Origin of the sequence: Teichococcus vastitatis (assembly GCF_003604215.1) — a bacterium.
Classification (GTDB): Bacteria; Pseudomonadota; Alphaproteobacteria; order Acetobacterales; family Acetobacteraceae; genus Pseudoroseomonas; species Pseudoroseomonas vastitatis.
Map to the genome: position 1 here is coordinate 1 of NZ_QXGS01000011.1, position 15,261 is coordinate 15,261.

General features: G+C 71.4%; 12 protein-coding genes. 9 read left to right on the forward strand and 3 right to left on the reverse strand.

Features of this window, described 5'->3' with window-relative positions; all coding sequences use genetic code 11:
* Window positions 1–162 precede the first annotated feature (162 nt).
* A complete protein-coding gene (locus tag D2K64_RS14170; RefSeq protein WP_120009034.1) occupies window positions 163–975 on the forward strand; it encodes a S49 family peptidase in 813 nt (270 codons plus the stop codon).
* A gap of 64 nt (window positions 976–1,039) precedes the next feature.
* Here the strand turns inward: D2K64_RS14170 and D2K64_RS14175 are convergent, their stop codons facing one another.
* Entirely contained in the window at window positions 1,040–1,798 is a 759-nt protein-coding gene (locus D2K64_RS14175; protein WP_202910671.1) for a carbonic anhydrase, read from the reverse strand.
* A 185-nt stretch (window positions 1,799–1,983) separates the two neighbouring features.
* Between D2K64_RS14175 and D2K64_RS14180 the strand changes: the two genes are divergently transcribed.
* Window positions 1,984–3,240, forward strand: a complete 1,257-nt coding sequence (locus D2K64_RS14180) for an aminopeptidase (protein WP_120009035.1) — start codon at window positions 1,984–1,986, stop codon at window positions 3,238–3,240.
* Window positions 3,241–3,261: 21 nt separating this feature from the next.
* Window positions 3,262–4,080 (forward strand): acyltransferase, encoded by an 819-nt coding sequence (locus D2K64_RS25510; RefSeq protein WP_120009036.1) that lies wholly within the window; start codon window positions 3,262–3,264, stop codon window positions 4,078–4,080.
* Window positions 4,081–4,093: 13 nt separating this feature from the next.
* Here D2K64_RS25510 and D2K64_RS14190 read toward each other — a convergent pair whose 3' ends face one another.
* Entirely contained in the window at window positions 4,094–4,498 is a 405-nt protein-coding gene (locus D2K64_RS14190; RefSeq protein WP_120009037.1) for a ketosteroid isomerase-related protein, read from the reverse strand.
* A 106-nt stretch (window positions 4,499–4,604) separates the two neighbouring features.
* Between D2K64_RS14190 and D2K64_RS14195 the strand changes: the two genes are divergently transcribed.
* The 3 genes from D2K64_RS14195 to ppdK are packed head-to-tail and all read left to right on the forward strand — an operon-like array spanning window position 4,605 to window position 10,396.
* Entirely contained in the window at window positions 4,605–5,486 is an 882-nt protein-coding gene (locus D2K64_RS14195) for a glycine--tRNA ligase subunit alpha (protein WP_120009038.1), read from the forward strand.
* A 51-nt stretch (window positions 5,487–5,537) separates the two neighbouring features.
* Complete coding sequence (glyS, locus tag D2K64_RS14200) at window positions 5,538–7,709, forward strand: glycine--tRNA ligase subunit beta (protein ID WP_120009039.1); 2,172 nt, start codon at window positions 5,538–5,540, stop codon at window positions 7,707–7,709.
* 14 nt (window positions 7,710–7,723) lie between these two features.
* Window positions 7,724–10,396: a pyruvate, phosphate dikinase gene (gene ppdK / locus D2K64_RS14205; protein WP_120009040.1), complete on the forward strand. Its 2,673-nt coding sequence runs from the start codon at window positions 7,724–7,726 to the stop codon at window positions 10,394–10,396.
* Window positions 10,397–10,463: 67 nt separating this feature from the next.
* On the opposite strand, the gene ygfZ is transcribed toward ppdK, so the two are convergent.
* Window positions 10,464–11,270 carry a CAF17-like 4Fe-4S cluster assembly/insertion protein YgfZ gene (gene ygfZ / locus D2K64_RS14210; RefSeq protein WP_120009041.1) on the reverse strand — a complete coding sequence of 269 codons (807 nt, stop codon included), beginning with the start codon at window positions 11,268–11,270 and terminating at the stop codon, window positions 10,464–10,466.
* An 85-nt stretch (window positions 11,271–11,355) separates the two neighbouring features.
* On the opposite strand from ygfZ, the gene D2K64_RS14215 reads away from it, so the two are divergent.
* The 3 genes from D2K64_RS14215 to asnB all read left to right on the forward strand — a co-directional run bounded on the left by D2K64_RS14215 (window position 11,356) and on the right by asnB (window position 15,214).
* Window positions 11,356–12,279, forward strand: coding sequence for a glycosyltransferase family 9 protein (locus D2K64_RS14215; RefSeq protein ID WP_120009122.1), 924 nt, complete (start codon window positions 11,356–11,358; stop codon window positions 12,277–12,279).
* 94 nt (window positions 12,280–12,373) lie between these two features.
* Complete coding sequence (locus tag D2K64_RS14220; RefSeq protein WP_120009042.1) at window positions 12,374–13,423, forward strand: glycosyltransferase; 1,050 nt, start codon at window positions 12,374–12,376, stop codon at window positions 13,421–13,423.
* A 33-nt stretch (window positions 13,424–13,456) separates the two neighbouring features.
* Window positions 13,457–15,214, forward strand: a complete 1,758-nt coding sequence (gene asnB / locus D2K64_RS14225) for an asparagine synthase (glutamine-hydrolyzing) (RefSeq protein ID WP_120009043.1) — start codon at window positions 13,457–13,459, stop codon at window positions 15,212–15,214.
* The last annotated feature ends 47 nt before the right edge of the window (window positions 15,215–15,261 follow it).

Sequence of the window (15,261 nt, forward strand, 5' to 3'; positions counted from 1 at the left end):
TCCTCCACCACCAGCGGCTTGCCCGCCTCCCACGCCACCGCCGCTACCGTCCTCATGCCCAAACCTCCCTCATGGCTCGTCTCCGCCGCTTCTCGTCGCATGCACGGGCGGGAAGGAAAAGGGTGCTTGCCGTTGAGCCGGGGCGCGACGATTTGAGGGACCATGAAGATCCCTTTCCTCAACCGCGCCCCTGTGGTCGCGGTGGTGCGGCTGTCCGGCGTCATCGCCGCGCGCGGCGGCCTGGGCCCGGCGCCGGCCGGCCTCAACATCGACGGCATCGGTCCGGTGCTGGACCGCGCCTTCGCGCTGAAGCGGCTGGCCGGGGTGGTGCTGGCGATCAACTCGCCCGGCGGCTCACCGGTGCAGTCCAGCCTGATCGCCGGGCGCATCCGGCAGCTGGCCGACAAGCACAAGGTTCCCGTGGTCGCGGTCTGCGAGGACGCGGCGGCCTCGGGCGGCTACTGGCTGGCCTGCGCGGCGGACGAGATCGTCGCCGACCCGTCCTCCATTGTCGGCTCGATCGGCGTGGTGTCGGCCGGGTTCGGGGTGGAGGGTCTGGCGGCCAAGCTCGGCGTCGAGCGCCGCCTGACCACGGCAGGCGGCCAGAAATCCTTTCTCGACCCGTTCCGCCCGGTGGAGCCGTGGCAGCAGGAGCGGCTGGAAGAACTGCTCGGCGCGCTGCATGCCGAGTTCAAGGGCTGGGTGCGCGGGCGCCGTTCCGGCCGGCTGACGGCGCCGGACGACGCGCTGTTCACCGGCCGTTTCTGGACCGGGCGAGAAGCGCTGCCGCTGGGCCTGATCGACGGTCTGGGCGACACGCGCGGCGAGATCCGCCGCCGCTTCGGCGACGCGGCGCGGGTGGTGCCGCTCGGGCAGCGCCGGCCGCCCCTGCCGCTGCGCCTGCTGCGCGGCGCCATGGCCGAGGGGCTGGCCGCGGCCGAGGAGCGCGGGGCCTGGGCGCGCCTCGGCCTTTGATCGCGGGATGCCCGGGTGCGCGTCCTCCGCGCCGCACCGGGTTCTCCGTGGGCGCCGGCCCGGTTCAGAGATCCTCGAACCAGGTGACGTCGCCGTCATCGAGGTCGTAGCGGGCCGCCACCACTTTCAGCCGTCCCTGGTCCACCGCATCGCGCAGCACCGTGCTCTGCGTGCCCAGCCGCGCCGCTACCCGCCGCGCATTGGCCACCACCGCGTCGTCGAGCGACACGGCACCGTCCGGCTGGCGGGCCGACAGCACGGCCGGGATGATCGGCTGGATCATCTCGCCCACCACGCCGGGAAAGCTGCTGTTCCGCTCCACCACGGACAGCGCGGCCGCCACTGCGCCGCAGCCTTCATGGCCGAGCACCACCACCAGCGGGCAACCCAGCACGCCGACGCCATACTCGACGCTGCCCAGCGCCGCCGTGTCCACCGTGTTGCCGGCATTGCGCACGATGAACAGCTCGCCCAGGCCGCGGCCGAACAGCAGCTCCGGCGGCACCCGGCTGTCGGAACAGCCGATCAGCACACAGAACGGCGCCTGGCCGCGCGCCAGCTCCACCCGGCGCTCCCGGCCCGTGGCGCTGCGGAACGGCGCGTCGGTGCGGAACTGGTCGTTGCCCTGCTTCATCCTTTGCAGGGCCTGGTCCGGGGTCAGGGCGGTGCGCGGCACCGCTTCGGCCCCGAGGGCTGCGCGGGGCGGCAGGGTCAGGGCGGCCAGGCCGGCCAGCATCCCGGCCGCCACGGCCCGCCGGCCTGGGAAGGACGCGCCGGGGCGGTGCGTGAAGGGGCCGCAACAGCGGCAGGGCAGTTGAAACATGGGGTTTTCTCCTGTTCCGGGACGCTCCCGCCGGAGCATCCCTGTGGTGGGGTTTAGCCCACAACCCCACCCCACTTCGCGCCGGAAAACCCGCAAGGCACCGGGACGCCGGCCCGGCTTGACACCCACCCCCGGCCGGGTGGCAATCCTTTGGACACGCGCAACCGCACCCGAGGACCCGCCGCATGGACCAGCACCAGCCAGAACACAGCACCGCCGCCGATCCGCGCCTCGACAAGCTGGCCGAAGTGGCGGTGCGGGTCGGCCTCGGCGGCCTGCATCCCGGGCAGGAGCTGGTGATGACCGCCTCGATCGAGGCGCTGCCGCTGGTTCGCCGCATCACGGCCGAAGCCTACAAGGCCGGCGCCTCCCAGGTGACGACCTTCTTCTCCGACGACGAGAGCACCCTGGCGCGCTACCGCCACGCCCCCGACAGCGCCTTCGACCACGCGCCGGCCTGGATGTTCGAGGCCCTGGCGGCGGCCTTCCGGGGCGGCGCGGCGCGGCTGGCCATCGTGGGCGAGGACCCGAACCTGCTCGCGGAACAGGACCCGGACAAGGTGTCGCGCAGCAATCGCGCCCGCTCCAAGGCCTACCGCCCGGCACTGGAACTGATCACCGCCTCCGCCATCAACTGGACGCTGGTGCCTTTCGCCTCGGCCGCCTGGGCGCGCGCCGTGTTTCCCGAATTGCCGTCAAGCGCCGCCGTGGCGAAGCTGTGGGACGCGCTGTACAGCAGCGCCCGCATCGACCGGCCCGATCCGCAAGCGGCCTGGGCCGAGCACAACGCCACCCTGCTGGCGCGCCGCGCGATGCTGACCGAGCGCCGCTTCCGCAGCCTGCGCTTCACCGGCCCGGGCACCGGGCTGACCGTGGGGCTGGCCGACGGGCATGCCTGGATGGGCGGCATCTCCAAGGCGCGCAACGGCATCACCGGCAACCCCAACATCCCGACCGAGGAAGTGTTCACCACGCCGCACGCCCTGATGACGGAGGGCACAGTGGCCGCCACCAAGCCGCTGGCGCATGGCGGCACGCTGATCCGCGACATCCGCGTCCGGTTCGAGAAGGGCTCCATCGTGGAAGCGCATGCGAGCAGCGGCGAGGCGGTGCTGCAGAAGCTGATCGGCACCGACGAGGGCGCGCGGCGGCTGGGCGAGGTGGCGCTGGTGCCGCATTCCTCGCCGATCTCGCAGAGCGGGCTGCTGTTCTTCAACACCTTGTTCGACGAGAACGCGGCCAGCCACATCGCACTCGGCCAGGCCTACAAGAAGTGCTTCACCGATGCCGAGAGCATGAGCGACGCCGAGTTCGCCGAGCGTGGCGGTAATTCCTCGCTGATCCACGTGGACTGGATGATCGGCGCGGCGGCGGTGGACGTGGACGGTATCGCCTTCGATGGCTCGGTGACGCCGGTGATGCGCCAGGGCGAATGGGTCTGATCGGGGAACGGGCCTGACGCCATGATGCGGCTGGACCCGGCGGCGGCCACGGCAGCGTTCGCCGCGCACCCGCTGCTGCGGAACGGCCTGCCGGAAGGCTACTCGCCGCCGGCCTTTGCCGGCGGCGCCGTGGAGATCGCGCTCGACGCGGCGTCGCCTTCGGTGCTGGCCGGGCACGGCGTGGTGGTGGAAGGACGCCCTTCTGCCGGGGACCGGTTGCTGCTGGGCGGCGCTCCGCCAGCCTCGCTGCGGATCGTCTTCGGCGCCGCGGCGCGGGGCGGCAGCCTGTTCGCGCTGGATGACCTGGCGCCAGGCAGCCAGTTCAAGCTTAAGATCACCGGCGGCGGCCACCTATTTGCCGTGGCGGGCGGCTCGGGGCGGCACAACCTGCAGGTCTCGCTGCGCACCGGGGAGGCGCTGTTCCTGCTCGGCCGTGACAGCTCCACCAATGGCGGCAACGCCATGGCGGAGGGGCCGGGAACCCGCATGCTGGTCGGCGACGACGCCATGTTCGCGGCGGGGGTGCAGCTACGCAACGCGGACTCGCACGGCATCGTCGATCTGGCCACGGGCGAGCAGGTGAACCTGCCGGAGGATGTGCTGGTCGGGCCGCATGTCTGGCTGGCTACCGGCGCCAGCGTGATGAAGGGCGTCACGGTCGGGCGCGGCGCCATCGTCGCGGCGCAGGCCATGGTGACGCGCGACGTGCCGCCCTGTTCGCTGGTGGCCGGCATTCCGGCGCGGGTGCTGCGGGAAGGGGTATCCTGGACCCGCCAGTCCCGCCCCGATGCGAGGCGCGTCGCGGCGCTGCGCGACAGCCTGGGCTGGCCGGACGGCTAGCCCGGCGCGGCCCTTAGTCGCCCACTTGCCGCAGCCAGTCCGCCAGGTTGTAGAAGTTGGACACGCGGGCGATGCGCCCCGCCCGCAGCTCGAAGAAAGCGCCGGCCGGCAGGATGTAGCGCTGGCCGCGCGCCTCGGGCAGGCCCTCATCGGTGGTCAGGTAGGTGCCGTGCACGGTGAACTCGGCGGCGGCGCGGTGGCCGGTGGGCTCGGCCATCACCACGATGTCGCGCAGTTCTTCCTGATAATGGGCGTTCATGCGGTCCATGAAGGCGCGGAAGGCCGGGATGCCGTATTCGCGGCCACCCTGGTTGATGTCGTGCGCCACATCCTCCGCCAGCAGGGCGAGCATGCCGTCCACGTCGCCGGCATTGAAGGATTCATAATAGGAACGGATCAGTGACTCGGTGTTGGCCATGTGCGGACGTGCCCTTCCTTGCCGGGGTGTGGGGCGCATCTTATGGTGCGGCGCGCAACCCGGCCGCAAGTCAACCTGCCGCCAGAACCAGCCGAGACGCCCAGCGATGAGCCAGACCCGAACCGGGAAGCCCCTCAGTTTCCAGGATATCATCCTGACCCTGCACCGGTTCTGGGCGGCGCAGGGCTGCGTCATTCTGCAGCCCTACGACATGGAGATGGGGGCCGGCACCTTTCACCCCGCCACCACGCTGCGCGCGCTTGGGCCGCAGAACTGGAAGGCGGCCTATGTGCAACCGTCCCGCCGCCCGTCGGATGGCCGCTACGGCGAGAACCCGAACCGGCTGCAGCACTATTACCAATACCAGGTGATCCTGAAGCCGAGCCCGGCCGACCCGCAGGCCCTGCTGATCGAGAGCTACAGGGCGCTCGGCATCGACCCGACGCTGCACGACATCCGCTTCGTCGAAGATGACTGGGAAAGCCCCACCATCGGCGCCTGGGGCCTCGGGTGGGAAGTGTGGTGCGACGGCATGGAGGTGACGCAGTTCACCTACTTCCAGCAGGTCGGCGGCATCCCGGTGGAGAAGCCCTGCGCCGAGCTGACCTACGGGCTGGAACGGCTGGCCATGTACATCCAGGGCGTCGAGAACGTGTATGATCTCGACTTCAATGGCGAGGGCGTCACCTATGGCGACGTGTTCCTGCGGGCGGAGAAGGAATACAGCGCCTTCAATTTCGAGCACGCCGACACCGCCCTGCTGTTCCAGCACTTCAAGGACGCGGAAGGCGAATGCGCCGCGCTGGTGGAGCGCAAGCTGGCGCTGCCGGCCTATGACCAGTGCATCAAGGCCAGCCACGCCTTCAACCTGCTCGACGCGCGCGGCGCCATCTCGGTGACCGAGCGCGCCAGCTACATCGGCCGGGTGCGCGCCCTGGCCAAGTCCTGCTGCGAAACCTGGCTGGCCCCCGGTCCTTCGGCCGCCTGACCAGCCCGTCCCGCCTGCGAACCGGCCCCGTTTGCTTCTGTAAGGCCCCCGATGCCCGAACTCCTGCTTGAACTCTTCTCCGAGGAAATTCCCGCCCGCATGCAGGCGCGCGCCGCGGAGGATCTGCAGCGGCTGATGGGGGAGGCGCTGAAGGGCGCTGGCCTGCAGGCCACCGGCCTCCGTACCCTGTACGGCCCGCGCCGGCTGGCGCTGGTGGCGGAACTGCCGGAAGGCACGGCGGCGGTGCAGGACGAGCGGCGCGGCCCGCGCGCCGACGCCAGCGGCCCGGCGCTGGAAGGCTTCCTGCGCTCCACCGGCTTGGCACGGGAGCAGCTGGAAACCCGGGAGGTCAAGGGCACCGCCTATTTCTATGCGGTGATCCACCGCCCCGGGCGGCCGACGCCGGTGGTTCTGGCCGAGATCGTCCCGAGCCTGCTGCGCCGCTTTCCCTGGCCGAAATCGATGCGCTGGGGCGGCACCAGCAGCTTCATCTGGGTGCGCCCGCTGAAGCGCATCCTGTGCCTGTTCAACGGCGCCGTGGTGCCCTTCGCCCTGGCGAATGGCGAGGATGACGGGCACGGCCTGGCCTCCGCCGACCAAACGGAAGGCCACCGCATCCTGTCGCCCGGCGCCTTCGCCGTGACCGGCTTCGCCGATTACGCGGCGCAGCTCGCCGAGCGGCATGTGGTGATCGACCCGGGGGAGCGTGCCCGGCTGGTGCGGGACGGCGTGGCGGCACTGGCCGCGGCGGAGGGGGTCGAAGTGGTGCCGGATGAGGGGCTGGTGGCCGAGGTGGCCGGGCTGGTCGAATGGCCGGTGCCGCTGCTCGGCCGCATCGATGACGCCTTCATGGACCTGCCGCCGGAGCTGATGCGCACCACCATGCGGGTCAACCAGCGTTACTTCGCGCTGCGCCGTCCGGATGGCAGTGCAGCCCCGTTCTTCGCCGTGGTGTCCAACATCGCCGCCCATGATGGCGGCCGGGCGGTGGTCGGCGGCAATGAGCGCGTGCTGCGCGCCCGCCTGTCCGATGCCCGCTTCTTCTGGGACCTCGACCGCAAGCAGGCGCTGGAAGCCTATCTGCCGAAGCTGGACAGCGTGGTGTTCCATGCCCGGCTCGGCACCCAGGGGCAGCGGGTGCGCCGGCTGGAACGGCTGGCCGGCTGGCTGGCCGGCAGGATCGGCGCCGATGCCAGGCTCGCCGCCCGCGCCGCGCGGCTGGCCAAGGCCGATCTGGTCACCGGCCTGGTCGGCGAGTTCCCGGAGCTGCAGGGCATCATCGGCCGCTATTACGCGCTGAAGGATGGCGAGGACCCGCGCGTGGCGGAGGCCATCGCCGCGCATTACCGCCCCATGGGCCCCGGCGACTCGGTGCCGGACGAGCCTGTAGCCATCGCCGTGGCACTGGCCGACAAGCTGGACCAGCTGGCCGGCTTCTTCGCCGCTGATGAGCGCCCGACGGGCTCCGGCGATCCCTACGCCCTGCGCCGGGCCGCGCTGGGCGTGATCCGCATCCTGCGTGAGAACGGCCTGCGGCTGAACTTGGTCGATGCGCTGGCGGAGGCCTTCTTCGGCTATCCGCAGGCGGTCGGTGCCACGGCGGAGCCGGAATTCGGCATGGCGGTGGCGCAGGACGCCATGAAGAACGGCTTCCAGCCCGATCCGGGATCGGACCATCCGCCGATGGTGGCGGCCTTCGCCGCCGGGCTGCTGGACTTCCTGGCCGACCGGCTGCGCGTGCAGCTGCGCGCCGAGGGCGAGCGGCACGACGTGCTGGCCGCCACCTTTTCCGCCGGCGGCGGCGAGGATCTGGTGCGCCTGCTGGCCCGTGCCGGCGCGTTGCGCAGCTTCCTGGAAGGCGAGGATGGTGCCAACCTGCTGGCCGCCGCCCGCCGTGCGGCCAACATCCTGCGCATCGAGGACAAGAAGGACGGGCCGCACCGCCCCGAAACCGACCCGGCTCGTTTTGCGGCGGAGGAGGAGAGGGCGCTGTCCGCCGCCCTGGATGCCGCGCTGCCCCGGGCACGTGCCGCGCTGGCTGCCGAGGATGACGCGAATGCGATGGCGGCGCTGGCGGATCTGCGCGCGCCGGTGGACGCTTTTTTCGACAGAGTCGTGGTAAATGACCCGGACGCTCAGCTGAGGCGCAACCGTCTCGGTTTATTGGCCCGCCTCCGGGACGCGATCGACCAGGTGGCGGACTTCTCCAAGATCGAAGGCTGATAGGGAACCCGAGGATGCAGAAGTGGGTGTACGGCTTCGGCGCCGGCCGCAATGACGGCAAGGCCGAGATGCGCAACCTGCTGGGTGGCAAGGGCGCCAACCTGGCCGAGATGGCCTCGATCGGGCTGCCTGTTCCGCCAGGCTTCACCATCACCACCGAGGTGTGCACCTACTACTACGCGCATGAGAAGCAGTACCCCGCTGAGCTGAAGGCGCAGGTGGCCGAGAACCTCGCCCGCATCGAGGAGGCGGTCGGGCTGCGCTTCGGCGACGAAGCGAAGCCGCTGCTGGTATCCGTCCGCTCCGGCGCGCGCGTGTCCATGCCGGGCATGATGGACACGGTGCTGAACCTCGGCCTGAACGACCGCACGGTGGAAGGGCTGGCCACGGCGTCCGGCGATTCGCGCTTCGCCTGGGACAGCTACCGCCGCTTCATCCAGATGTACGGCTCCGTGGTACTGGGCGTGGACCATCACCGCTTCGAGGAGATCATCGAGGACGCCAAGCTGGACAAGGGGGTATCCGAGGACACCGACCTGACGGCCGAGGACTGGAAGCGCGTCGTCTCGGGCTACAAGGGAATGGTGGAGGAGGTGCTGGGCCAGCCCTTCCCGCAGGAGCCTGAGGCGCAGCTCTGGGGCGCCATCGGCGCGGTGTTCGGCTCCTGGATGAACCAGCGCGCCAACACCTACCGCCGCCTGCACGACATTCCGGCGAATTGGGGCACGGCGGTGAACGTGCAGGCCATGGTGTTCGGCAACATGGGCAATGACTGCGCGACGGGCGTCTGCTTCACCCGCGACCCTTCGACCGGCGAGAACATCTTCTACGGCGAATACCTGATCAACGCCCAGGGCGAGGATGTGGTGGCCGGCATCCGCACGCCGCAGCCCATGTCCGAGGCCCGCGCCAAGCCCGGCGAGCGCAGCATGGAAGCCGCCATGCCCGCCGCCTACCAGGAGCTGGTCCGCGTCCGCGAGATGCTCGAGAAGCACTACACGGACATGCAGGACATCGAGTTCACCGTGCAGCAGAACAAGCTGTACATGCTGCAGACCCGCAACGGGAAGCGCACCGCCGCGGCCAGCCTGAAGATCGCGGTCGACATGGCCCACGAAGGTCTGATCGACGAGCGCGAGGCGGTGAAGCGCGTGGCGCCCGGCTCGCTCGACCAGCTGCTGCACCCGACGCTGGACCCCAAGGCGCCGCGCACCGTGCTGTCGAAGGGCCTGCCGGCCTCGCCGGGCGCCGCCTGCGGCACGGTGGTGTTCTCCGCCGACGAGGCCGAGACCCGCGCCGCCAAGGGCGAGAGCGTGATCTTGGTTCGGATCGAGACCTCCCCGGAGGACATCCACGGCATGCACGCCGCCAAGGGCATCCTGACCACGCGCGGCGGCATGACCAGCCACGCCGCGGTGGTGGCGCGCGGCATGGGCCGGCCCTGCGTGGCCGGTGCCGGCGGCGTGATGGTGGATTATGCCAGCCAGCAGCTCGCGGCCGGCGGCAAGACCATCCAGGCCGGCGACACCATCACCCTCGACGGCGCCACGGGCGAGATCTTCCTGGGCGCCGTGGCCATGGTGGAGCCGAAGCTGTCCGGCGACTTCGCGACACTGATGGGCTGGGCCGACAAGATCCGCCGCATGAAGGTGCGTGCCAATGCCGAGACGCCGCTCGACGCCGACACGGCGCGCAAGTTCGGCGCCGAGGGCATCGGCCTGTGCCGCACCGAGCACATGTTCTTCGACCCCGAGCGCATCGGCGCGGTGCGGCAGATGATCATGTCGGAGACGGAGGGCGGGCGCCGCGACGCGCTGGCCAAGCTGCTGCCGTTCCAGCGGGCCGACTTCCTGGAACTGTTCCGCATCATGGCCGGGCTGCCGGTGACCATCCGCCTGCTCGACCCGCCGCTGCACGAGTTCCTGCCGCACCGCGAGGAGGAACTGGCGGAGGTGGCAGACAGCCTCGGCGCCGATCTCGCCACCATGAAGCGCCGCGCGCTCGACCTGTCGGAAGCCAACCCGATGCTGGGCCATCGCGGCTGCCGCCTCGGCGTGACCTATCCGGAAATCTACGAGATGCAGGCGCGCGCCATCTTCGAGGCGGCGGTCGCCACCGCCAAGGAGACCGGCAAGGCCCCGGTGCCCGAGATCATGATCCCGCTGGTCGGCATGAAGAAGGAGCTGGAACTGACCCGGGCGCAGATCGACAAGGTGGCCAAGGCGGTGTTCGCCGAGGCGGGCACCACCATCGAGTACCTGGTCGGCACCATGATCGAGTTGCCGCGCGCCTGCCTCACGGCCGATCGCATCGCCGAGGTGGCCGATTTCTTCTCCTTCGGCACCAACGACCTGACGCAGACCACCTTCGGCCTGTCGCGCGACGATGCCGGCAAGTTCCTGCCCTACTACGTGGAGAAGGGCATCCTGCCGAAGGACCCGTTCGTGTCGATCGATCCGGACGGCGTCGGCGCTCTGGTGGAGATCGCCAAGGACAAGGGCCGCAGCGTCAAGGCCGACCTGAAGCTCGGCATCTGTGGCGAGCATGGCGGCGATCCAGCCTCGATCCAGTTCTGCGAAAGCGTCGGGCTGGATTACGTGTCCTGCTCACCCTACCGCGTGCCGGTGGCGCGGCTGGCGGCGGCGCAGGCGGCATTGTCGGCGGGCGGCAGCGACCGGACGGCCTGAGCCGGAGCCGTTCCGGCAACCGGTGGCGCCTCCGTGCCGCCGGTTGCCTGCCTCCCGAAGCGGCGGCTCAGTCCTTTCTGGCCATCCAGGCCGGGATGGACGGGCGCAGCACGGCGGCCCCGCAGCGCAGCGCTGAGCCCTGTTCCACGGGCAGGCGCAACAGCGCCAGGCCGCAGCCTTCCACCCCCGAGCGCATCTCCCCCACCTCCGCATCGTCCCGCAGCACGGGCGTGCCGGGCGCCGGAAGCGGGCCTTCGATGGCCACCGGGAACAGCCGCTTCTTCAGCAGGCCCCGGTACTTGGTGCGGGCGGTCAGTTCCTGACCCATGTAGCAGCCCTTGGTCCAGGACACCCCGGCCAGCTCGTCGAAGCCGGCTTCCAGCAGCACCGATTTCTCCGCCTCCAAATCCGGTGCGCCGTCCGGCAGCCCCAGCACCAGGCGGTGGCGGTTATAGTCCCCGGCAGTGCCGGGGAGCATGCCGCCAGCCGGCAGCACGGCGCGCCAGCCGGCCTCGGGCAGGCGTGGATCGGGTGCGGCGATGCCCTCCGGCAGCGGCGCGTCGCCCCAGCCGGCCCAGACCGTCAGGCCCTCGGCAACGGCCAGCGTGACCCGGGAGCGCAGCCGGAACCGCGACAGGCGCTGCACCAGCATCGCCGCCTGCTCCGTGGCCACGTCCAGCAGCAGGCGCTCGCCCTCGGCGAAGACGAAGAAATCGGCCAGCCATTTTCCCTGCGCCGTCAGCAGCGCCGCCCAGATGGCGCGTCCGGGCACCGCCTGGGACACGTCGTTGGACACCAGGCCCTGGAGAAAGGCGACACGGTCTTCGCCGGAGGCTTCGATGACGGTGCGGGCAGGCAGAAGAGCAATGGGCATGAGCAGCAATTTTGGCGCGATCGACGCCCGGAACAAGCCGCGACGCTGCACGGGGCCGCACAACCATGCTATGCGCCCGCCAGCCATGCGTATCCTGTTCGTGACCGCCACCCGGATCGGGGATGCGGTGCTCTCCACCGGCCTGCTCGACCACCTGCTGCGGACTTACCCCGAGGCGCGGATCACGGTCGCCTGCGGCCCCGTGGCGGAAGGGGTGTTTTCCCGCATGCCCCGCCGGGAAGCCACCATCGTGCTGGCGAAGCAGAGCTTCTCGCGGCACTGGCTGTCGCTGTGGCGGCAGGTGGCGGGTCGCCGCTGGGACCTGGTGGTGGACCTGCGCGGCTCGGCCCTGGCCTGGCTGGTGCCGGCCCGGCGCCGCGCGGTGATGCGTGGCGGCCGCCGCCCCGGTCATCGCATCGGGCATCTGGCGGGAGTGCTGGGGCTGCAGGCGGCGCCCCATCCCGTGGTCTGGTTCAACCAGGCCGATGCGGCGCGGGCGGCATCCCTGCTGCCGGGCAGCGGGCCCTTCGTGGCACTCGGGCCCAGTGCCAACTGGGCGGGCAAGGTCTGGCCGCCAGAACGCTTCGTGGCGCTGTTTGCCGCGCTCGCGGCGCCGGATGGCCCGTTGCCGGGTGCGCGGCCGGTGATCCTGGCCGGGCCGGGCGCGCTGGAAGCCGCCATGGTGGCGCCGGTGCTGGAGGCGCTGCCGGGCGCGCTGGACCTGTCCGGCCAGCTGGAACTGCCCGAGGCCGCGGCGGTGCTGTCCCGCTGCGCGCTGTTCGTCGGCAATGATTCCGGGCTGATGCATCTCTCGGCCGCGGCCGGGGTGCCGACGCTGGGCTTGTTCGGCCCCACGCCGGCGGATGAATACGCGCCAGTCGGGCCGCGGGCGCGGGCGGTGGTGGCCGACGGACCGGCGGGCGCGGCGCCGATGCGTGACCTGCCGGTGGGCAAGGCGCTGGAAGCCGCGGTGACGCTGCTGGGTGGAGCCGCGGCGGTGCCGGCCTGATGGCCGCGCCGCGCTGCCCTGCGCCGGCGGCGCAGGGCCGGTCCACCGGCCGTAGCGGCACCCTGGCGCGGCACGCGCCGGAGCGGTTCCGCTGATGCGCATCGCCCAGATCATGGCCGGCGCCCGCGTCGGTGGCGCGGAAGGCTTCTACGAGCGGCTGACCCTGGCGCTGCACCGCGCCGGCGACGTCGTGCTGCCGGTGATCCGCCGCGACCCGGCCCGCGCCGCCCGCCTCGCCGAGGGCGGCGCGGCACCGCTGCAGTTGCGCTTCGGCGGGCCGCTCGATCTGCTGACCACGCCGCGCCTCGGCCTCGCGCTGCGTCGCTTCCGGCCAGACGTGGCTGTGGCCTGGATGAACCGGGGTGCCGGCAAGGCACCGCGCGGGCCATGGCCCCTGGTGGGCCGGCTCGGCGGCTATTATGACCTGAAATACTACCGGCACTGCGATCATCTGGTCGGCAACACGCGCGACCTTGCGGGCTGGATCGCGGCGCAGGGCTGGCCGGCGGAGCGCACCCACTACCTGCCCAATTTCGTCGCAGAGATGGGCGGCGTGGCGCCGGCGGCGCTGGACCTGCCGGCAGGGGCGCCGGTGTTGCTGGGGCTCGGGCGGCTGCACCGCAACAAGGGCTTCGACACGCTGCTGCGGGCGCTGCCCGCGATCCCCGGCGCCATGTTGCTGCTGGCCGGCGAAGGGCCGGAGCGGTCGTCCCTGGAGTCCCTGGCGACGGAGCTGGGGGTCGCGCATCGGGCGCGCTTCCTGGGCTGGCGGCAGGACACGGCGGCCTTGCTGGCCGCCTGCGACGTGTTTGTCTGCTCCTCCCGGCATGAGCCGCTCGGCAACATGGTCATCGAGGCCTGGAGTGCCCGCCGCCCGGTGGTGGCAGTGGCGGCGCAGGGACCGTCCGAACTGATCCGCGACGGCGAGACCGGTCTGCTGGTGCCGCAGGACCGGCCCGAGTCGCTGGCGGCCGCCATCCTTGCCCTGCTCGCCGATCCCGGCCGCCGCGCCGCCCTGGCCGAGGGGGGACGCGCCGCCTATGCCGCCGACTTCGCCGAGGCGCCGGTGCTTGCGCGCTGGCGCGGCTTCCTGCAAGGGATTGCTGCGTCTCGTTCTTCCGCCCCGGGACGCGCCGCATCCTGATCACCGCCGGGCGGGCGGAGATGAAGCTTTCGCATGTGCGGCATTGCCGGCCTGATCCTGCGCCAAGGCCAGATCCCTGACGCGACCATCCTGCAAAGGCTGACTGCCGCCCTGGCGCATCGCGGCCCGGACGGCGCCGGGCACCACGTCTCGGCCAATGTGGCGCTGGCGCATACCCGGCTCGCCATCATCGACCTGGCGGGCGGCGATCAGCCGCTTTTCGCCGGGCCGGCGGCGCTGGTCGGCAATGGCGAAGTCTATAATTACCGCGAATTGCGCGAGCTGAACCAGCTGGGCTGCGCCACCGGCAGCGATTGCGAACCGCCCCTGCACCTGTTCCGGCGGGACGGCATGGGCTTCGCCGACACCTTGCGCGGCATGTATGCCCTGGCGGTCCATGACCGCTCCGCACGCCAGGTGGTGCTGGCGCGCGATCCTTTCGGCATCAAGCCGCTCTACCTTGCCGAGATGGCAGGCGGCGTCGCCTTTGCTTCCGAGCCGCAGGCACTGCTGGCGGCCGGGCTTGTGCGCCCGCGGCTGCGCGCCGAATCGCGCGCCGAGCTGTTGCAGATGCAGTTCACCACCGGGGCGGAGACGATCTTCGAGGGCATTCACCGGGTCTTGCCGGGGGAAAGCATCTGCCTGTCTGACGGGCGGGTGACCGAGCGCCGCCGCCGCACCGCCCTGCCCGAGGGCGGGCCCGCCGCGGTCACGGAGGACGAGGCGCTGGCCCGCTTCGATACCGCCTTCCGCGACAGCGTCGAGATGCACCAGCGCAGCGACGTGCCCTACGGCATGTTCCTGTCCGGCGGCACGGACAGCGCTGCGGTGCTGGCCATGATGAAGCGGCTGAACGAGGCGCCGGTGCGCGCCTACACCGCCGGCTTCGACGTGCCGGGTGCCGCCGATGAGCGGGAACGGGCGGCCACCTTCGCCCGTGCCGCCGGAGCACAGCATGCCACGGTCATGGTGTCGGAACACGATGTGTGGCGGCACCTGCCGGAGATCGTCGGCGCCATGGACGATCCGGCGGCCGATTACGCCATCATCCCCACCTGGTTCCTGGCCCGCCGCGCCCGGCACGACGTGAAGGTGGTGCTCTCCGGCGAGGGGGGCGACGAGATCCTCGGCGGCTATGGCCGCTACCGCGCCGCCATGCGGCCCTGGTGGTTGGGCGGCAAGGCACCGCGCACCCGGGGCGCCTTTGACCGGGTCGACGTGCTGCGCCAGGCGCCCACCGGCTGGCGCGACGGCGTGGCGGCGGCGGAGGCGGCGGTGGCGTCGCCGGGCCGCACCCGCCTGATGGCGGCGCAGGCCCTGGATATCGCGGACTGGCTGCCGAACGACCTGCTGATCAAGCTGGATCGCTGCCTGATGGCGCATGGCGTCGAAGGACGCACCCCGTTTCTCGACACGGCCATCGCCGAAGTCGCCTTCCGCCTGCCGGATTCGCTCAAGGTGCGCGGCCATGCCGGCAAGTGGCTGCTGCGCGAATGGCTGGCCCGCAACTTCCCGGCGGCCGACCCGCACAAGCCGAAGCAGGGCTTCACGGTGCCGGTGGGTGCCTGGATCGCCGCGCAGGGAGCGAAGCTGGGACCGCTGGTGGCAGCGCAGCCCGGTGTGGCCGAGATCGCCAGGCCGGACCGAGTGGAAGCGCTGTTCAAGGCAGCGTCGGGCAAGCGCGAGGGCTTCGCCGCCTGGCACCTGCTGTTCTACGCGCTGTGGCACCGCCGGCATGTGGAAGGCGTGGCGCCGCAGGGCGACACCTTCCAATACCTCGCACTTCGGTAGTCTGGTGCCCCGCGGCCGCTGCCCTGCGGTTGTCGCCTGACGCCTCC